A 19,452-nucleotide genomic window follows, 5' to 3' on the forward strand; every position below is an offset into this window, starting at 1 on the left:
TTGAAAATTTTATTGCTCATTGATAGTCTTGGGCCTGGTGGTGCGCAAAACCAACTTGTTCTGTTAGCCAAAACATTGAAAGCGAAAGGACACCTCGTCCATGTCTTCTATTATCACGATATTAATTTCTTTAAGGATCGCCTATCAGAAGGTGATATTAAAGTGTTTTTGTGTCAAAAAAAAAACAAATTAGGCCTAAACGTTATCCATGAATTAAACAAATTGGATAAAACATATGGCTATGATGGCATCATATCTTTTTTAGATACCCCAAACTTTTACGCTTCAGTCTTGTCAGCGCTAAAAAAAGAAAGATTAAAAATCGTTGCTTCATACAGGAGTAAAACTGAAATTGGAACACTCCCTTTTTTAAAAAAAATACAATACCATTTTATCAACAAAAATTCGACCTATCTGGTCTCCAATAGTATTCATGAAAGATTAAATTGGGTCAACACTAATCCTGTTCTAGCTAAAAAGTTTTATACCATCTATAACGGAATTGAATTCGATTCAGTAAAGGAAAAGAAGAGTTATAATAGCATTAAACGAATAATGATGGTTGGCAAATTGAGACCTTTAAAAAATGCTCAGTTAGTTCTTTCCATGCTTGAAAACAATAAGGTAGATGGCATTGAAATTCATTGGTTCGGCGGAACAGAATTTAACAATGATAAGATGAACTCACATGCTGAAAAATGTAAGAGTAGAGCAAAACGGTTAAAAATTAAATGGATCTTTCATCAATCTACTCCTAAGATCAAGGAAAAGTATGCTGACTTTGACCTGCTTTTGCATCCAAGTCTATGGGAAGGACTGCCGAACGTTGTTTGTGAAGCAATGAGTGCCGGTCTGCCCGTGTTGATTTCCAATATTTTAGATCACCCTCATTTAGTCAATCACCATAAAGATCTTTTGTTCAACCCAGATGATGTGTATGATCTGTACCAAAAGCTCAATAACCTACTTGGTTTAAGACCATCACAACTACAAGACATTGGGCTTACATTAAGAGCCCGTGCAAAAAATTTATTCAATCCAGATCAAATGTCCAAGAAATATTTAACATTGATTTCAGGTGAAGCTAGTTAAGCCCCTAGTCTTCATACATGTCGAAAAAGCTGGAGGAATCACCTTACACAATATGTTCCACTATCATATTGATGGTTATATCTCCCCAAGTCCCAGATTCGGTCCCTATTTTACCGTCGATACTTTCAATTCTATTAAGAAATATATTTTTCCCCGGCCCAGCTCAATTGGAGGTCATCGATTACACCCTGAGTATAATTACTTTCCTGATCAATTTCTATTTTCTATCGTAAGAAACCCCATCGATAGATTGATAAGCCATTACAATTGGCATATATCTAAAAAGAAATATCAAAAAAGCTTTGATGATTTTATCTCTGAACCATATTTTAAAAACTTTCAAAGCTTTAGATTAACGGGCTCAAGAGATTATCATAAAGCCATTTCCATCATCAATGATAGGTATGGGTTTATTGGCATCTTTGAAGACTACGATTCTTCCATATCCATTTTATCAAATCAAATTTTCAATGACCCTTCATATCTTAAATATGAAAAAGCAAATGTGACTCCCGGGAGGGAAAAAGCGATCAGCAGAGCAGATCTGAGTGAAGATTACATTCAGAAAATTACTCAATATAATGCAACGGATATGGCCACTTATCAATATATCAAAGAAGTATTTTACAGCACTTACCATAAAACTGGCCTCAGTACAATAAAGGATCACTTGAAATTAAATGAATGGGACCACATCAGGCGAAAGTTGAGCAATAAATATTTAGCGTATTTTCTGCAACCATTATACGAAACAAAAGTGAAGCCGGGATATTGATCAATTCATCTAAAGTCAAGAAGAAAGTGATTTTCGTTGGATCATTTAAAAAAACTGGCTCTTCTGGAAATGTGGGTGGTCAAATGTTTGCTTGTAAATCATTGGTAAATAGTGATATCACTGAGAAGGTCGATTGGAAATTGGTAGATACTACCGCTGAAAGTAATCTCAAAAGAAACACTTTGATAAGAATATTTAAAGCATTAAAAAGAATGCTGAAGTTTACATATCTGTTGATTAGATATGATATAGAATCCGTTCTGATTTTTACTTCTTCAGGTTGGAGTTTCTATGAAAAGGGAATGATGATCAGAATTGCTCATTTATTCCATGCTCAAAAAATCCTTGCACCTCGTTCAGGTTTTATCATAGACGATTTGCAGAGCAATCCAAGATTTAAAAATTTTGCAAGAACCGTTTTTAACAAATGCGATTATGTATTATGTCAGGGAGAATATTGGAAAACTTTTTTCAAAAATCACTTCGAAATCCAGGATCACAAGCTAGTTGTCCTCAAGAATTGGATAGATTTTCATAAATACTCGCCTAGAAAAAAGATAAGAAAAGAAAAACATATTCAGGTCTTATTTTTAGGATGGGTCGACAAAAATAAAGGCATTTACGATCTCTTAGAAGCGGCAAAACACTTAAAGTCTGAACCTTTAAAATTCAATATCGCAGGAAATGGGAAAGAATTCGAAAGTGTTAGGGATTTTGTAAGAAATAATGACCTAAAGAATGTCAAACTATTAGGCTGGGTATTGAGAGAGGAAAAAATTAAATTGTTGGCAGATTCTGACGTATTGATATTGCCTTCTTATCGCGAAGGTCTTCCTAACGCACTGTTAGAAGCCATGTCTTCTAAATTATTGGTTATCGCGTCTAATGTCGGTGCCATACCCGAAGTAATAGATGATGGCGAAAATGGCTTTCTGATTGAGCCAGGAGATGTCAGTAAAATTGTTGACAAATTGAAAACAATTATAGATAATCCAAGTATGGTAGAAGAAATGGGAGAGAAGGCACGGATGAAAATCGAGTGCGAACATTCTCAAAATTCAGCCATAACAGTCATGAAAAAAATTCTTTAGCTGAAAATCATAAAAACTGTTGTATCCATTCTTTTGATAATTTAAAATAAATGCAAGCCTCTTGAAATACAACTTTTGCATATGGTCACTCCTCCTGATATTGATTTCATGTAATAGTCGTACTCAAAATATATCTGAAATTCCAGGATACAGATCTGTTGAACATGACCGATTAGAAGAATCAACATACAAATTTCAGCCCATCCCTGATAATGCCACCTTGCGAAGGTACAAACATCGGACATTAGTGGTTACCCCCAATTTAGAATATGATTCCTGGCGAGAACTTATCTTTAAAAATGATGAAATCGATCTTTTTTTAATCACACCTGGCGATTATTTGAAGTGGGGTCAACTAAGACCTCACAAATCCGGAGAATTAAAGGTCCCTAAGATATTCCATTATTATAATCCCAAATTAAAATCTAAAGCTCTCCACCCGGTTCAACTACAAAAGGATGAAGCCGCGATTCTTGAAAACTTCAACTTCAATGAAATCGCTAATTGGAAAATTTATGGCCTGACATTCAGTGGCAAGCAAGATCAAATTAATAATTTGAAAGGCGGTATAAGCAATTTAATCATAAATTCCTCTGACAGGATTACAATAGACTTTTGTATTATCGAAAATGTACTTCGCAGTGGTGCCATACGCATTTCTACATCTAATCATACCGTTATTTCAAATTCAGTTATTCGGGATAAAGTAGAAGGCTTAAAAGGCGACAATGTGGGAATTTTAGTCGGAGCGGTAGAAAATCAAGTTTCATTAAATACCAAAATTTATAATAATGAAATCATAAACTATACAGATGGTATTCAATTACTTTACTACACAACACCGTCGCGTAACAAACCAGTCACAGGAGAGTTACCTGGAACATATATTGGATACAACGATATTTACATAACCCCCGATCTCTATCGTCAAAAAGAAAACAGACTCTTTTCTTGCGCTGAAAATGGAATAGACATCAAAGTTGGAAGCTCTTCAAAAAATCCACTTCATTGGGTTACCATTGAAAATAACAATCTGTGGGGATTTAGGGATACAGATTCTTCTTGTTCAGGGAGTTCTAACGGAGAGGCCATTACGATTCATAGAAATGCTAAAAATGTTCTACTTAAAGACAATGTCATTTTTGATTCATCCAGAGGCGTCACTGTGGGATGGAAAAATAATAGATTTCCAGACGAGGAAGTAGACCTCATCACCATCTCTAATAACTTATTATTTGATTTCTACCACGCAGATGAAAAAAAAGATGGAATAGGTTTCATTTTATCTGGTAATACAAGATTAGTGAATAATACCCTTAAAGGTATAGATGTCCCACTCATTATTGAAAATAATAAAAAACGACATCAATTGGATTACAATGTTTTTATAGGTACCCGAAGAGGCGCTTTTTATAATTTGAATAAATCAAGTGAATACAATTGCAATATATGGCTTGATTACAAGGCAAATGACCTAAGATTTAAAATCCGGCCAAGAAACAAGATGGATAAAAACTCTGAATTGTCTCAATTCGAAAATTATTCTTTTCAAATCAAGAAATGGACAGATCCACAGCTTAAAATCGCAACAAATGTGGCAGTAAATACCGCTCTGGAACAATGTGAGTGTCGAGTAGAAAAATCAATACCGATTAAATGAAACAAATCATTCAAGACCTTAAAACCGGAAAAACCATATTAGAGGATGTTCCTGTGCCATCGATTAAAGAGGGACATGTTTTAATCAAAACCCACCGATCTTTAGTGTCACTTGGTACGGAGAAAATGTTGGTCGAGTTTGGTAAGGCAAATTATATACAAAAAGCCAGACAACAACCGGAAAAAGTAAAGCAAGTCATTCAGAAGATTAAAACAGACGGTTTAAAACCTACTTTGGACGCCGTTTTTCGAAAACTTGGAGAACCATTGCCACTGGGTTACTGTAATGCTGGTCAGGTGATCGGGATAGGTAAAGGAGTTAAAGGCATCCAACTAGGTGATCGGGTAGTTAGTAATGGTCACCATGCTGAAGTGGTATGCATTCCAGAAAATCTCATTGCTAAAATTCCTGATAATGTCAGCTATGAAGAAGCTGCTTTTACAGTTATTGGTGCCATTGCCTTACAAGGTATTCGATTAATTGCCCCATCATTTGGTGAAACGGTAGTGGTTACAGGACTTGGTTTGATAGGTCTGATTGCTTCTCAAATTCTTAAAGCGAACGGTTGCCAGGTTATTGGTTTGGATTTTGACACTAAAAAAATAGAACTGGCAAAAAGTTGGGGAATTGCTGCCTACAATGCTTCAACCATCAATGTGGTAGACTCGGTTCTTGCAAGAACAGGTAACATAGGAGCGGATGCTGTTCTTATTACCGCATCCTCAAAAAGTAATGATATCATCTCACAAGCGGCTCAAATGTCCAGACAGAGAGGGCGTATTGTGCTGGTCGGTGTGATAGGTCTGAATATGAATCGAGCTGATATGTATGAAAAGGAGCTTACTTTTCAAGTTTCATGTAGCTACGGTCCTGGACGATATGATTACAACTATGAGAATAAAGGCCTGGATTACCCAATAGGTTTTGTAAGGTGGACTGAAAAAAGAAATTTTGAAGCTGTGTTAAAAGCAATATCTGAAAAAAGCATCAACACCCTTCCTTTAATCACAGACAAAGTTCCACTTTTAGAATACCATCGAATCTATGGCGAAATGTCTTCCACTAAGTCGATCGCATCCATTCTGGAGTATACAGATAGTGTAGACACAGAAATCTCAACAGTTAAAGTAAAAGACAATCCTTTTAATCCTTCTAAAGGAATAGTGGGCATCATCGGGGCTGGTAATTTCACGGCATCTATGATTGCACCTGTATTAAGCAAATTAGGTGTTCAAATGAAATACATAGTCTCTTCAAAAGGGCTATCAGGGACTGTTTTAGCTAAAAAATATCAAATTAATTATTCATCGACTGAATATAGAGATGTGCTGGATGATCCTGCTTGCAATGCTGTTATTATAACGACTCGTCATGGCATGCATGCTGAAATGGTTATAAAGGCGCTACAGAAAGACAAGCACGTTTTCGTAGAAAAACCTCTAGCGCTTACTTTTGAAGAAATCAATCAAATTGAGGAAGCATACAAAAATGCAAATTCTTCGCTGACAGTAGGTTTCAATAGAAGATTTTCTCCTTTTATTCAAAGTGCTAAGACCCAGTTAGGAAGCGCTGCAAAACCTATCAATGTTATCGCAACTATGAATGCTGGTGCCATTCCTCAGGATCATTGGGTTCACGATTTAAATGAAGGTGGGGGAAGAATAATTGGAGAGGCATGTCACTACATAGATCTTATCACTTTTCTGACTGGTAGCCTTGTGGATGAGGTGGTCATGAACGCACAAGGTAAAAAACCTGGTGCGCAGACAGACAATGCAAGTATTTTACTGCGTTATGCGAATGGGTCACAAGGTGTGATTCATTACTTTTCCGATGGTAATAAGTCCTATTCCAAAGAAAGAATTGAAATATATGATCAGGGAAAGAATATCATCATTGATAATTTTAGAAGTATTAAGTATTACGGATACCGTTCAAGAAATAGAAAAAAATCACAGGATAAAGGGCATTTTGAACAGTTTCGAAGGTGGAGTGAAATGATTCAATCAGGAGATCAACATCTCATCCCATTTCATGAAATAATTAATACGAGTAAGGCTTCAATTGCTTGTGTTAAGTCTTTGCAGGAAAAAGTTTGGATTCAAATTTAACAGCTGGGGTGATATCCATTTCAAGATACTTCCATACCATCATTCATCTAAAACCTATTCAAATCTTTTATCAGTTATGGTATAGGATGAAGCCTGCATACAAGGTACCTGAGATACACGGAACGAGTATTAGCTTTAAATCAGAAATTTATTTTCAAAACCTGATACCTCACTCTTCCTCTAACCATAAACTATCATTTTCATTTCTTAATCTGACTCACTCTTTTAGTGAGCGTGTCGATTGGAATTTTTCAAAATTTGGCAAGCTCTGGACCTATCATCTCAACTATTTTGATTTTCTGCTACAAAAAGATAGCAATCTTGAACATTCTATATCTCTGCTTACAGACTTTTATCAGAATTACTGCAATTTAAAAGATGGTCTCGAACCCTACCCCACCTCATTAAGAATAATCAATCTTATAAAATTTGTAGGTGTTTATCATCTTAATATTCCATTGTTGGATAAACTGATCGCCTTAGATACCAAAAGATTGGAGAAAAATTTAGAATATCACCTACTTGCTAACCATCTTCTGGAAAATGCATTTGCCTTGATTTTCACTTCTTATTATTTAAAAGATGAAAGATTATATCAGAAATCAAAAAAATTACTTCTCAAAGAATTAGAAGAGCAAATTCTAAACGATGGTGCTCACTACGAACGCAGCCCCATGTACCACCTAATCATTTTTAGACGACTTCTAGATCTCATTCTGCTATTAAATTTAAACCCGTGGAAAGGAAAAGAAATCCAAAATACATTAGAAGACTTTGCGGGAAAAATGCAAAGTTGGCTTACTCAAATGACTTTTTCTAATGGATGTCTTCCGCATTTTAATGATTCTGCTAGAAATTCTTCATTGACTCCCTTGGTATTAAATAAATACTTTAGTTCTCTAAAGATTAGAAAGCAAAATATAGCACTTTATTCTTCAGGTTTTCGGAAATTATCATCACCCGAAATGGAATGTGTGGTCAATGTAGGTAATATTACACCTGCTTATCAACCAGGACATGCTCATGCTGATTCACTTTCATTTGTTATGAATATAAGGAATAAACCCTTTATCGTAGACACTGGTATATCAACCTATGAGAAAAACAAAAGAAGGCATTCTGAAAGGTCAACGGCCGCACATAATACGGTGACCATTAAAGGTGAAAACTCAAGTGACGTATGGAGTGGCTTCAGAGTAGGTAAAAGAGCCAATACCCGTATCATCATTGCTTCTGATGATCATATTCAGGCAGAACATGATGGATTTAAAAAATTTAATATTATTCATCGAAGATCCTGGATTAAAGAAATTGGTAGCATGAGAATCATCGATTTACTACGTGACTCGAAAATCCGTGGTTGTGCTACGTTGCACTTTCATCCAGATATCTCTATTGAGAAAGTGGAAAAGAAGCGTATCCTATTTGATGGGGCGTGTATAGAACTTTCAACAGATCAATTTAAAATAGAAGATTATCAGTTTGCCAGCGCATTTAATCAGCTTATAACGGCAAAATGTATCAAAGTCACTTTTTCAAATAAATTAGAAACACTAGTTAATTGGAATTAGAATAGGGCTTTGCTGGAATTTTATTTAAAGCTTTAATGACAAACACAACTTGAAAATTCTCTTTCTAACGGATAACTTCCCCCCTGAAGTAAACGCCCCTGCAAGTAGAACATATGAACATTGTAAAGAATGGGTCAAACTCGGAGTAGAAGTTACTGTGATAACATGTGCTCCAAATTTTCCAATGGGTAAGTTATATAATGGATACAAAAATAAAGCGATCCAAAAAGAAACCATGGATGGAATTGAAGTGATAAGGGTCTGGTCATACATAGCTCCCAATAGTGGTTTTCTGAAGCGAATTCTTGACTTTGCGAGCTATGCAATCATGTCATTTATTGTGGGACTGTTCGTAAGATGTGATGTTATTATTGGAACTTCTCCTCAATTTTTTACAGCTATTTCAGCACGATGTTTAGCGTTTTTCAAATTAAAAAAGTGGATTTTTGAAGTGAGAGATATATGGCCGGAATCTATCGTGGCCGTAGGTTCCATGAAGAGATCTTCCAAATTGTTCAAATTCTTGCATTGGATTGAAAAAAAGTTATATAGAAGTGCCTCTCTAATCATACCTGTAACAGACTCCTTCAAAGAGTACATCTCAAAATTCACAAATACATCTAAAATACATGTAGTTAAAAATGGTGTTGATCATGAATTATTCAAACCTATTCCTAAAAATAAGCAGCTTTTGCACCACCTTGGTCTTCAGGGAAAATTTATTGTTGGATACATTGGAACCCTTGGAATGGCACATGCCCTGGAATTTATTGTTGAGTCCATAAACGATCCTAATTTATCAGATAAATTTCACTTTATTTTCCTCGGTGATGGCTCTGAAAAATTAAAACTCATTAAAAGGTCGAAAGAATTGAAATTAAGCAATACTTCATTCTTGCCTTTTGTTTCCAAGGAAAGTATTCCTGACTATATCAGTCTCCTCGATGTGGCTCTCGTAAATCTTCGAAAGGATGATACATTTAAGTCCGTAATTCCTTCGAAAATTTTCGAAAACGCAGCTATGCAAAAACCAATACTTCTTGGTGTTTCAGGAGAGTCAAAAAAGATAATTGAAAAATATAATGCTGGTTTATGCTTTGAACCAGAAAACAAGGCAGATTTCATTCATACATTAGATAAAATGCTAAATCCGCATATTTATAAGGACCTGGTAATAGGTTGCCAAAAGCTTTCCAGTGATTATAGTAGAAAAAGACTTGCAGCCACCATGTTAAATCATATAAGCCATTTAAATGAATAAAATAGATATCATCGCCGGCGCACGACCTAACTTTATGAAAATAGGTCCCATCATACATGCTATTCACCGGTTTAATGAAACTGCTTCGACGCCCATCGAATACCGCCTTATCCACACTGGTCAACACTACGATAAAAAAATGTCTGAGGACTTTTTCGAACAGCTGAACATCCCTGAACCACATATCAATCTGGGCGTTGGATCCGGGACTCAAGCTGAACAGACAGGAAAAATCATGCTTCGATATGAAGAAGCCATCCAGGATTGGAAACCTGAACTGTGCATTGTCGTGGGAGATGTAACCTCTACCATGGCTTGCTCCATCACCGCTAAGAAGGAAGGTGTTAAAGTGGCTCATGTAGAAGGTGGTATCAGATCTGGCGATGAGTCTATGCCGGAAGAAATTAATCGAATGGTAACCGACGCTATTACCGATTTTTTCTTCACCACTTCTGAGGTTGCTAATCAAAACCTCAAGGATCTGGGACACGCTGATGAAAAGGTTTTTTTTGTGGGAAACACCATGATCGACTCCTTATTAGGGAATTTGGAAAGACTTAAAGATCCTGAACTGGAATTAACGAAAGGAAAATACCTCGTTATGACACTTCATCGACCTTCTAACGTAGATGCAATGAAAAACCTTGGTGATCTACTGGGGCTCATTAACGAGAACATTAAAGACCATAAAGTACTTTTCCCTATGCATCCCAGGACGAAGAAAATGTACGACCAACTGAACATGAATTATGATCAACTCGTTATCACCGGTCCAATGCCTTATTTAGAATTTATTCATGCTATAAAACATTCCATGGGTGTCATCACGGATTCTGGCGGCATCACCGAAGAAACTACTGTGCTGGGTATTCCTTGCATGACTTTGAGAGACTCGACTGAACGTCCTGAAACAGTAACGATCGGTACCAATGAAATTGTGGGTACCAATCCGAAGAACATTCTTCCTTATTTAGAAAAGCTTCTTTCAGGTCAATGGAAGAAGGGTGAAATACCAGAACTTTGGGACGGGCAAACAGCGAAGCGGATAGTACAGATTATTTCAAAATTATGATCCGTTGCTGAAGTCTGTTGACTATTCCTGGCTGGATTTTGAAAAGCTGATCACTGAGGTAGCAAAAGATGACAAAATCTCCTCTGTTCTTGAGATAGGCGCAGGAGCAAACCCTTTCTTTTCGGATCAACAAGTCGAGGCGTTAAAACTCGAGTATACCATTCTTGACATAGACCCGCTAGAGCTTCAAAAGGCTACGACTGCAAAATCAACCAGAGTTGTTCATGATCTTAGTATAGAGCCCCTCTCACAGAAATTCGACCTGATTTTCTCCCAAATGCTACTTGAGCATCTTAATGATCCAATGTCTTTTCATCAAAATATCTTGTCCATGATGAAACCCGAAAGTATAGTCTGTCATTTCTTCGCTACAAAATACGGACTTCCCAGCTTGCTGAATCTCCTACTTCCCTCTCGGCTTTCGAATTTCATAGTTTATAAGCTACAGAAACGCGATCCCATTGATCATGGAAAATTCAAAGCTTATTATAAAAAATGTACTGGACCTCTTAAATCGACAATTAGTTGGTTTGATTCCATAGGCTACAAAGTCCTCTCCTTTGATGGCTACCTGGGTCACAGTTACCTCGGCAGCATTAAATGGCTACATGAAATAGAAAAGTTATACTGTCTCATTATCAGAAAGATAAATAATCCGTACTTTTCTTCTAATGCTATTTTAGTCATGAAATCAAAACAGAAATAACAATTGAACGCGAAAACAGTCATTAAAACCCGCCTATCCATCATGATGTTCCTCGAATTCTTTATCTGGGGGGCCTGGTTCGTCACTTTAGGTACTTTCCTTTTTAATAATTTGGGGGCCAATGGAAGCCAAACGGCCATGGCATTCTCTACTCAATCCTGGGGTGCCATCATTGCACCTTTTATCATCGGACTCATAGCCGATCGGTTCATCAATGCAGAAAAAATTCTGGGCATTCTTCACCTTCTTGGTGCTTTTCTGATGTATCAAATGTATAATAGCACTGATTTTACCAGCTTCTATCCCTATGTTCTGGGTTACATGATCGCTTATATGCCCACTTTGGCATTGGTGAATAGTATTTCTTTTAATCAAATGGAAGATCCGGAAAAGGAATTTTCATTGATACGGGTTTGGGGTACCGTAGGCTGGATATTAGCTGGTCTTTCCATCAGTTTTTTATTTCATTGGGATTCACCCGAACAAATAGAACAAGGGCTACTCAGAAATACATTTCTCGTGACCGCCATAGCATCTGCGGTTCTTGGCCTCTACAGCTTTACCCTCCCGAAAACGCCTCCTAAGTACGATAAAAAGGACAAGGTTGACCTGGGAACTATATTGGGCCTGGATGCTCTGAGGTTACTGAAAGATCGCAACTTCTTGATCTTCTTTATTTCATCTGTTTTAATTTGTATTCCACTGGCTTTTTATTATCAGACGACCAATCCTTTTTTAGCAGAGATCGGGGTTAATAATCCAACAGGGAAAATGGCCATTGGTCAGGTATCCGAGGTCATATTTATGTTGCTCTTACCGGTATTCTTTAAGAGATTTGGATTTAAAATTACCATTTTAGTTGCCATGTTGGCCTGGGTAATCAGGTATATCCTTTTTGCCTACGGTAATGCTGGTGAGCTGGCCTTCATGTTGATCATTGGCATCGCTTTGCACGGTATATGCTATGATTTCTTCTTTGTTTCCGGCCAGATATATACCGACTCAAAGGCAGGCGAAAAAGTAAAGAGCGCTGCTCAGGGATTAATCACTTTGGCAACCTATGGAGTGGGTATGTTGATAGGATTCTGGGTCGCCGGAAAAATCACCGATTACTATCTTTTAAGCGAAAGTGTACATAATTGGCAAGGTGTATGGCTCTTACCAGCGGCTTTTGCTTTACTTGTAATGATATTATTTTCTATATTTTTTAGAAATGAGGAGGTGAGGTATAAGGAGGAGTAGTTAGATGTTAGTTGCTAGATGTAAGTTTTGAGTTTTGAGTGATTATAAACAATTAAAAGTATGGCAAAAGGCTCATCTGAATTCGATAGATATATACGAGGCTACAAAACAATTTCCTAAGGAAGAAATGTATGGGTTGACTAGTCAATTGAGAAGGGCGTCTGCTTCCGTTGGGATCAACTTAGTAGAAGGACAAGCCAGAAACACAACGAAAGACTTTTTGAGGTTTATATATAGCTAGAGGCTCTAATCAGGAAGCAAGCTATTTACTTTTACTAGCCAGAGATTTAGAATATTTATCGGAAGAAACTTTCATTCGATTGCAAGAAAAGAATATAGAGGTAAATAAAATGCTCAACGGTCTGATTAAATCTCTGCAATAAAAAAATCTAGCTAAGTACTTTCAACTCAATACTTATAACTTAAAACTTTAAACATATGCAAACAATCAAAGGACCCGCCATTTTTCTAGCACAATTCATGGATGACCATCCTCCTTTTAACTCTTTAGACGGTTTATGTCAATGGGCAGCAGACCTAGGCTACAAGGGAATACAAATTCCGACAGGAGAGTCTCGACTGATGGACCTTAGTCTGGCAGCTGAAAGCCAAACTTATGCCGATGAGCTTAAAGGGAAAGTGAACGGTTACGGCTTAGAAATCACCGAGCTATCTACGCACTTGCAAGGTCAACTTGTCGCAGTACACCCTGCATATGATCTTATGTTTGACAATTTTGCGCCCGATGACTGTAAGCGAAATCCTCAAAAGCGCACGGAATGGGCAATCCAACAAGTGAAAGATGCAGCGATCGCCAGCCGAAGATTAGGGCTCAATGCACATGCCACCTTTTCAGGAGCTTTGCTATGGTATGCAGCCCATCCCTGGCCACAAAGACCAAAAGGATTGGTTGATCTCGGATTTAAAGAATTAGCCCATAGGTGGTTACCGATACTGGATGTATTTAAGGATAATGGTGTCGCCTGTTGCTATGAAATACATCCTGGTGAAGATCTACATGATGGTGTAACCTTTGAGCGATTTCTGAAAGAAACCGACCATCATGAAGCAGTGAGTATTCTATATGATCCCAGTCATTTTATACTACAGCAATTGGACTATCTAGAATACATAGACCACTATCATGAATTCATCAAAGCATTTCACGTCAAAGATTCTGAGTTTAACCCTACAGGAAAGAAAGGCGCTTTTGGTGGTTACCTGGACTGGAGTGAAAGGGCTGGAAGGTACCGATCACCAGGTGATGGTCAGATCGACTGGAAAACCATCTTCTCGAAACTTACCCAATACGGACGCGATGTGTGGGCTGTCATGGAGTGGGAGTGTTGTATCAAGAGTCCGGAACAAGGTGCCAGAGAAGGAGCACCTTTCATTGCCAGCCACATCATCGAAGCAACAAAAAAGGTTTTCGATGATTTCGCAGGTGGAGAATTTGAAGATTCGGAATTAAGATCAATGTTGGGGTTGTAAATTAGATTTGCGACGTACACTTTGAATTTTAACCTGAGTAACATTTTATTGATTCATTTTTGGCTGTTCATTCTAAAGTAGCCCTATTTAAAAATCTTTATTATGCTAAAATTTGCAGAACATACCGCTCATTTAGTTTCCTGGATTCCTGAAGGACACCAAGAGGTGCTTTACCTAAGTCCAAATGCGATCATGAAAGAGGGTGAAGCCATCAGAGGTGGTGTTCCCATTTGTTGGCCGTGGTTTGGACCACGACAAGGCAAACCATCCCATGGTACAGCGAGAATCAGTCCCTGGCAAAGAAAGTCTGAAAACAAATTCAAATTGTTCACTAATGAAGCAACACTTACCTTGCTGGTGGAGGAAGACGGGCCAACATTGACCTTAACCCTTATCACTAAAAACACGATGTTTCGTACCTTTGAGGTCACTCAAGCATTACATACTTATTTTCAAGTAGGAAATATTCATAAGATCAGTATTCACGGACACGAGGAAAATGCTTACTACGATAAAGTCTTGAACGAACATCAACAGCAAAAGGGAACCTTAATTTTCAATGGGGAGACAGATCGCATCTACTTGACAGCTAAACCATCCATTATAAAAGATCCTATTCTTAAAAGGGAGATTACCGTGAGCAAAGAAGGATCAGGATCCACAGTGATTTGGAATCCGGGAGCAAAAAAATCACGAGAGATCAAAGACCTGCCTGACGATGGATTCGAGCAATTTGTATGTGTAGAAGCTGCGAATACACATCTGGATCCAGTAAAAATCAAACCTAATGATGAGTATACTATTAAGCAAAAAATATCCATTAATTCATCGAAGTGACAAACAATAATTATTACATCGCCATTATGGCCGGAGGGATTGGATCCAGATTTTGGCCTGCATCCACTGTAGATCATCCAAAGCAATTCCTGGATATTCTAGGAGTAGGAAAATCATTGATCCGACTGACATTTGAGCGCTGCATTGAACTGGTTTCTGTGGAACAGATTTTGATTGTGACCAATATTCGGTATAAATCGCTGGTGAAAAAACATTTGCCTGAGCTGCCTGAGCAAAACATCTTATGTGAGCCATCAATGAATAATACCGCACCTTGTGTTGCTTATACTGCACTTCATATTAAAGCGATAAATCCCGATGCGGTATTTGCGGTATTACCGTCTGACCATGTGATCTTGAAGGAGACCGAATATCTGAAGAAGTTGAGTGCCGCTTTTGAGTTTGCTGCTGCCCATGAAGCCATTGTGACACTAGGCATTCAGCCGACCAGGCCGGATACTGGTTACGGTTATATCGAAACGAACAAAAGCTCGAAGCTCGATCTTGATGGTAAGCACTTAGAACGCTCAGCTCCCCCACAGGCAGCCTCTCAGCTCTCTGATCAAAATACTCCTCTTCCAGTTCAATCTTTCCGTGAGAAACCTGATCGCAAAACTGCACAACAGTACCTGGCGGCTGGAAACTACTATTGGAATGCTGGCATGTTTGTATGGAGTTTGAAGACTATTTTAAACGCCTACGAAAAATATGCAGCAGATATCTTGAAAACACTTTGTGAAGAAGAACAAAAGTTTGGAACCGCAGATGAGCAAGATTACATTGACGAAGTCTACCCTAAGACTTCTAAAATTTCAGTGGACTATGCCATTTTGGAAAAGGCTACCAATACCTATGTCATTCCTTCTGACATTGGCTGGAGTGACTTGGGAACCTGGAATAGCCTTCATGCATATTTAGAAAAGGATGAAAACGGAAATGTGATTCAAGCTCGTAAATATCATGTCACAGAAACTAAAAATACCTTTATTAGGGCTCAAAACGAACGAGTCGTGGTTTTAAAGGGTTTGGATGACTTTATCGTAGTAGACGAACCTGGAGCACTTTTGATTTATCCGAAAAAGGGTGAGCAAGAGATCAAAGCAGTAGTAAAGAAGCTAAAATAAAAATGGTAAAGTCTTTGTACTTTACAAAAGATTGAAAAACAAGAGAAAAATAATACTGGTCTCCAATACTTCATGGAGTCTTTACAATTTCAGATTAGGGCTAATCCGTGCCTTGACCAGAAAAGGTTTTGATATAACTGTGGTAGCGCCACGAGACAGATTTACTTCTAAACTTATTTCCGAGGGTATCACTTACAGAGAAATATTCATCAAAAATTATAGTATTAATCCCATCGACGATCTGAAAATTATATTCCAATTGTCGAAAATATACAGAACTATTCGTCCTCAACTCATTTTTCATTATACAATCAAACCAAATATCTACGGGAGCATCGCGGCCTTTTGGCATCGAATTCCTTCTATATCCATTACAACAGGATTAGGTCACTTATTTGAATTTAAGAATTTCATGATCAGGTGGATTACCGTTTTTCTTTATCGATTTGCTGCATACGTCAGCAAAGAGCTTTGGTTTTTAAATGAAAATGATCGGGATGTTTTTGTTTATAAGCGAATCGTTCGTTCCAAAAAAGCCAGAGTTCTAAAAAGTGAAGGCATTAATACTGAATGGTTTTCACCCAAAAAGAATAAAAGCTTTCAGGGTGTACAAAGATTTCTTTTTGCCGGTCGATTAATTTGGGATAAAGGAATACGTGAGTTTGTTGAAGCAGCTAAAATAGTTAGATCCAGACATCCGAGAACGAGATTTGAAATGATAGGATTTATAGATTCTTCAAATCCTAAGGCTGTTAGCTACGATGAAATTGCAGAGTGGCAAAAGCAGAAAATAATTAGATATCTAGGAGAAACTTCAGATATCAGGCCAGTCCTGCAAAGAGCCTCATGCTTAGTATTCCCTTCGTTTTACAGGGAGGGCATTTCAAGAATTTTAATGGAGGCCGCCGCAATGGAAACTCCAATTATTACAACCGATAATGTAGGCTGCAGAGATCTTGTAGATGATGGAGTTAATGGTTTTATTACTAAACCGAAGAGTGTAGAAGATCTAGTCCATAAAATTGAGCTGTTCTTAGCGCTTTCAGAAGAGGATAAAATTGTGATGGGTAAGCTTGGGAGAAAAAAAATGATCAGACAATATGATGAAAGTCTTATCATCAATGAATATATGGAGGTCATTCATTCTTTTCTCCCAAACCAACCTAAATCAGAATCCCAATCTAAAAACTATAGGCTACATTAGCTCTGAAGAAAAATGGAGCACCTGGAGTAAAGTGTAATTCCTCCACAGGTACACTTTCATTTCTCAGCCTTGATTCTGTGGCAAACTGTGCTTCATTCCATTCAGTATTAAACAGGTTTTCTATGTTAAAACCCAAAGTAACCTGACCAATCCGATAGCTCATATTCAAATCCATGACTAAATAACCTAATGCTGTTATCGAAAAGTCTTCATTTGCAGGCCTATCACTGATATATCGATATTGCAGCCCTCCTTGCAGCCCGTTAAATGATTTGTAGTTGAGCCCTCCAGTTGCCGTAAATGAGGGCGCAAGAGGAATATAATTTTCTCCTTCGGCTTCTACAGACCGAGCATGGGTATAGGTAATATCTGAATTAAAGAAAACTTCATCCACAATCTGGTATCTCATGCCAAATTCAATGCCTCTACGATTGGTTCTACCACTTGGCTCCACGATCCCTGCATCTCCTACGTATACAAATTCTTGTTCCAAAAATAAATACCAGAGAGCTGTATTGATCCAAAGTCTTTTTATCGGTTTCCATGTAGTCCCCAAGTCGATCCCGTAGGCTGGAGGTAGTATTTCCAAACCATCTTTAACAACAACAGCTCTAGTATCATTCGAGTGAAAACCTATTCCAGATTTCAGGTACAATTGAAGCGTAGGTCCAGGATTATAGATCACATTTAATTTAGGAGAAACTATTGCATTAGAGGCTTTTTCAGAGCTATATGCCGTACTGAGACGGTCTACATAATGACTATTAAAATAATCAAATCGAAGTCCTGGATTAATCATAAATGGTCCAAAGTCAAATTCCGCATTGGCAAAGGAATAAAAGTTGGTTTCATTTACATCTCCGAAAGCGACCCTCTCCCTCAATGTCTTCCTATTTATCGTCCACGATAATTCGTTATCATCTATATCATCATGTCTAACTCCCACCCCAAAATTGAGTTCAATGTCACCAAAACTATTGTCAATGGTCTGAAAAAGACTGGATTCTAATCCATATATTTCTCTATCCTCATGTTGTCTGATTTGATCTCCGTTAACAGGGTCCTCCAGAAAAAATGTAAAGTTGGAAAACAGTTCAAAATCATACTTGACATAGTATGACTTGGTTTTTACGAAACTGTTCATGCCAATAATTTTCGTATAATCCAATAAAACGTTGGTTCTCGCAGTATTCCCCCCTTCGGTATCGTCTACTGCTCCAAATCTTGATATCGTTCCGTTTTCAACCAGTCTTTGCGGAATTTGTCCAGAGGCATCCCATTTACTTTGGAACCGACTGAAAAGTAAAGAAAGCCTGTTTCCTGAATTGAAAGTTTGATTGTATTTCGCCATCACATTTAACCGGGAAAAATTCTGAGGACTTTCAAACGGACCATCACTCAACAAATACTCAGAGGCGACATAAGCGTTCTTGTTTTTCTCTGAACCTAAAATATCGAACAATCCGAAAAATCTCGATGTGTTGAATTGACCATACTCTACACCAACTTTACTTTCATCGATCTTATCCTTTGTTTTGAAAGCTACGTAACCAGCAGTATTAAAATTACCTTGATCAGCATAATATGGACCTTTTCCAAAATCAATTTGGTCAATGGTTTCAGGAATTACAAAATGCAGATCTGCATATCCCTGACCATGTGCATGTGACACCATATTTACAGGCATACCATCTACTGATAACGTAATATCAGTTCCATGATCGATATCAAAGCCCCTCAAAAAAATCTGCTCTGCTTTTCCTCCACCTGCATGTTGGCCAATAAATAATCCTGGAACCTTTCTCAAAATTTCCTGAGAAGAACTAACTGGGTCAACGCTAAGGTCTATATTTGCTACCTGGTAAGGTGTTTTAACTGAATTAGATATATAAACCTGATCGAGCTCGAAATATTTAGGCTTCATCTTGATTTCTACTTCTCGCTCAAAATCCTCATCCGTGACGATGTGCTTAGCAGTGGCAAAACCTAAGTAGCTGAAATGAACTGTGTCTCCTACTTCTGCACCTTTTAAAATAAAATTTCCTGAAATATCAGAATGACTATGAATATTTTTTTCTGAAGTGAAAATGTAAGCTTCTACAATTGGTTCTCCAGATACTGAATAAATACTTCCTGTAATATCTTGACTTATAACATTTAAAGAAATCACAGAAAGTATTACAAAAAGAATTGATTTTCTCATGTTTGTAAACTT

General features: G+C 37.5%; 15 protein-coding genes and 1 pseudogene. 15 read left to right on the forward strand and 1 reads right to left on the reverse strand.

Annotated elements, in window-relative coordinates; translation table 11 throughout:
* The 15 genes and pseudogenes from L2567_RS18345 to L2567_RS18415 all read left to right on the forward strand — a co-directional run bounded on the left by L2567_RS18345 (position 1) and on the right by L2567_RS18415 (position 17,237).
* Positions 1 to 1,092: a glycosyltransferase family 4 protein gene (locus tag L2567_RS18345; RefSeq protein WP_235299290.1), complete on the forward strand. Its 1,092-nt coding sequence runs from the start codon at positions 1 to 3 to the stop codon at positions 1,090 to 1,092.
* Complete coding sequence (locus L2567_RS18350; RefSeq protein WP_235299292.1) at positions 1,079 to 1,867, forward strand: sulfotransferase family 2 domain-containing protein; 789 nt, start codon at positions 1,079 to 1,081, stop codon at positions 1,865 to 1,867. Before L2567_RS18345 ends, L2567_RS18350 begins: the two co-directional genes overlap by 14 nt.
* A complete protein-coding gene (locus L2567_RS18355; protein WP_235299293.1) occupies positions 1,864 to 2,958 on the forward strand; it encodes a glycosyltransferase in 1,095 nt (364 codons plus the stop codon). The genes L2567_RS18350 and L2567_RS18355 overlap by 4 nt, the downstream gene beginning before the upstream one ends.
* Positions 2,959 to 3,019: 61 nt before the next feature.
* Positions 3,020 to 4,618 (forward strand): right-handed parallel beta-helix repeat-containing protein, encoded by a 1,599-nt coding sequence (locus tag L2567_RS18360; protein ID WP_235299294.1) that lies wholly within the window; start codon positions 3,020 to 3,022, stop codon positions 4,616 to 4,618.
* A complete protein-coding gene (locus L2567_RS18365; protein ID WP_235299295.1) occupies positions 4,615 to 6,729 on the forward strand; it encodes a bi-domain-containing oxidoreductase in 2,115 nt (704 codons plus the stop codon). Before L2567_RS18360 ends, L2567_RS18365 begins: the two co-directional genes overlap by 4 nt.
* Positions 6,714 to 8,300, forward strand: a complete 1,587-nt coding sequence (locus L2567_RS18370; protein WP_235299296.1) for a heparinase II/III family protein — start codon at positions 6,714 to 6,716, stop codon at positions 8,298 to 8,300. Before L2567_RS18365 ends, L2567_RS18370 begins: the two co-directional genes overlap by 16 nt.
* A gap of 49 nt (positions 8,301 to 8,349) precedes the next feature.
* A complete protein-coding gene (locus L2567_RS18375; protein WP_235299298.1) occupies positions 8,350 to 9,561 on the forward strand; it encodes a glycosyltransferase family 4 protein in 1,212 nt (403 codons plus the stop codon).
* Positions 9,554 to 10,633 carry a non-hydrolyzing UDP-N-acetylglucosamine 2-epimerase gene (gene wecB / locus L2567_RS18380; RefSeq protein ID WP_235299299.1) on the forward strand — a complete coding sequence of 360 codons (1,080 nt, stop codon included), beginning with the start codon at positions 9,554 to 9,556 and terminating at the stop codon, positions 10,631 to 10,633. The genes L2567_RS18375 and wecB overlap by 8 nt, the downstream gene beginning before the upstream one ends.
* A gap of 4 nt (positions 10,634 to 10,637) precedes the next feature.
* The gene (locus L2567_RS18385) at positions 10,638 to 11,339 is read left to right on the forward strand and encodes a class I SAM-dependent methyltransferase (protein WP_235299300.1); all 702 of its coding nucleotides are present in this window, start codon (positions 10,638 to 10,640) and stop codon (positions 11,337 to 11,339) included.
* A 3-nt stretch (positions 11,340 to 11,342) separates the two neighbouring features.
* Positions 11,343 to 12,581 carry a nucleoside permease gene (locus L2567_RS18390; protein WP_235299301.1) on the forward strand — a complete coding sequence of 413 codons (1,239 nt, stop codon included), beginning with the start codon at positions 11,343 to 11,345 and terminating at the stop codon, positions 12,579 to 12,581.
* 34 nt (positions 12,582 to 12,615) lie between these two features.
* Positions 12,616 to 12,964 (forward strand): annotated as a pseudogene (locus tag L2567_RS21365) (four helix bundle protein).
* A 55-nt stretch (positions 12,965 to 13,019) separates the two neighbouring features.
* Entirely contained in the window at positions 13,020 to 14,072 is a 1,053-nt protein-coding gene (locus tag L2567_RS18400; RefSeq protein WP_235299304.1) for a sugar phosphate isomerase/epimerase family protein, read from the forward strand.
* A 102-nt stretch (positions 14,073 to 14,174) separates the two neighbouring features.
* Entirely contained in the window at positions 14,175 to 14,909 is a 735-nt protein-coding gene (locus L2567_RS18405; protein WP_235299305.1) for a D-hexose-6-phosphate mutarotase, read from the forward strand.
* The gene (locus tag L2567_RS18410; RefSeq protein ID WP_235299306.1) at positions 14,906 to 16,033 is read left to right on the forward strand and encodes a mannose-1-phosphate guanylyltransferase; all 1,128 of its coding nucleotides are present in this window, start codon (positions 14,906 to 14,908) and stop codon (positions 16,031 to 16,033) included. Before L2567_RS18405 ends, L2567_RS18410 begins: the two co-directional genes overlap by 4 nt.
* 31 nt (positions 16,034 to 16,064) lie before the next feature.
* On the forward strand, positions 16,065 to 17,237 hold the full coding sequence (locus L2567_RS18415; RefSeq protein WP_235299307.1) for a glycosyltransferase family 4 protein: 1,173 nt from the start codon (positions 16,065 to 16,067) through the stop codon (positions 17,235 to 17,237).
* Here the strand turns inward: L2567_RS18415 and L2567_RS18420 are convergent.
* Positions 17,215 to 19,440 (reverse strand): TonB-dependent receptor, encoded by a 2,226-nt coding sequence (locus L2567_RS18420; RefSeq protein WP_235299309.1) that lies wholly within the window; start codon positions 19,438 to 19,440, stop codon positions 17,215 to 17,217. The two genes, L2567_RS18415 and L2567_RS18420, sit on opposite strands and share 23 nt — an antisense overlap.
* Between the last annotated feature and the right edge of the window lie 12 nt (positions 19,441 to 19,452).

It is taken from the genome of Portibacter marinus (assembly GCF_021533195.1).
In the GTDB taxonomy this organism is placed as follows: domain Bacteria; phylum Bacteroidota; class Bacteroidia; order Chitinophagales; family Saprospiraceae; genus Portibacter; species Portibacter marinus.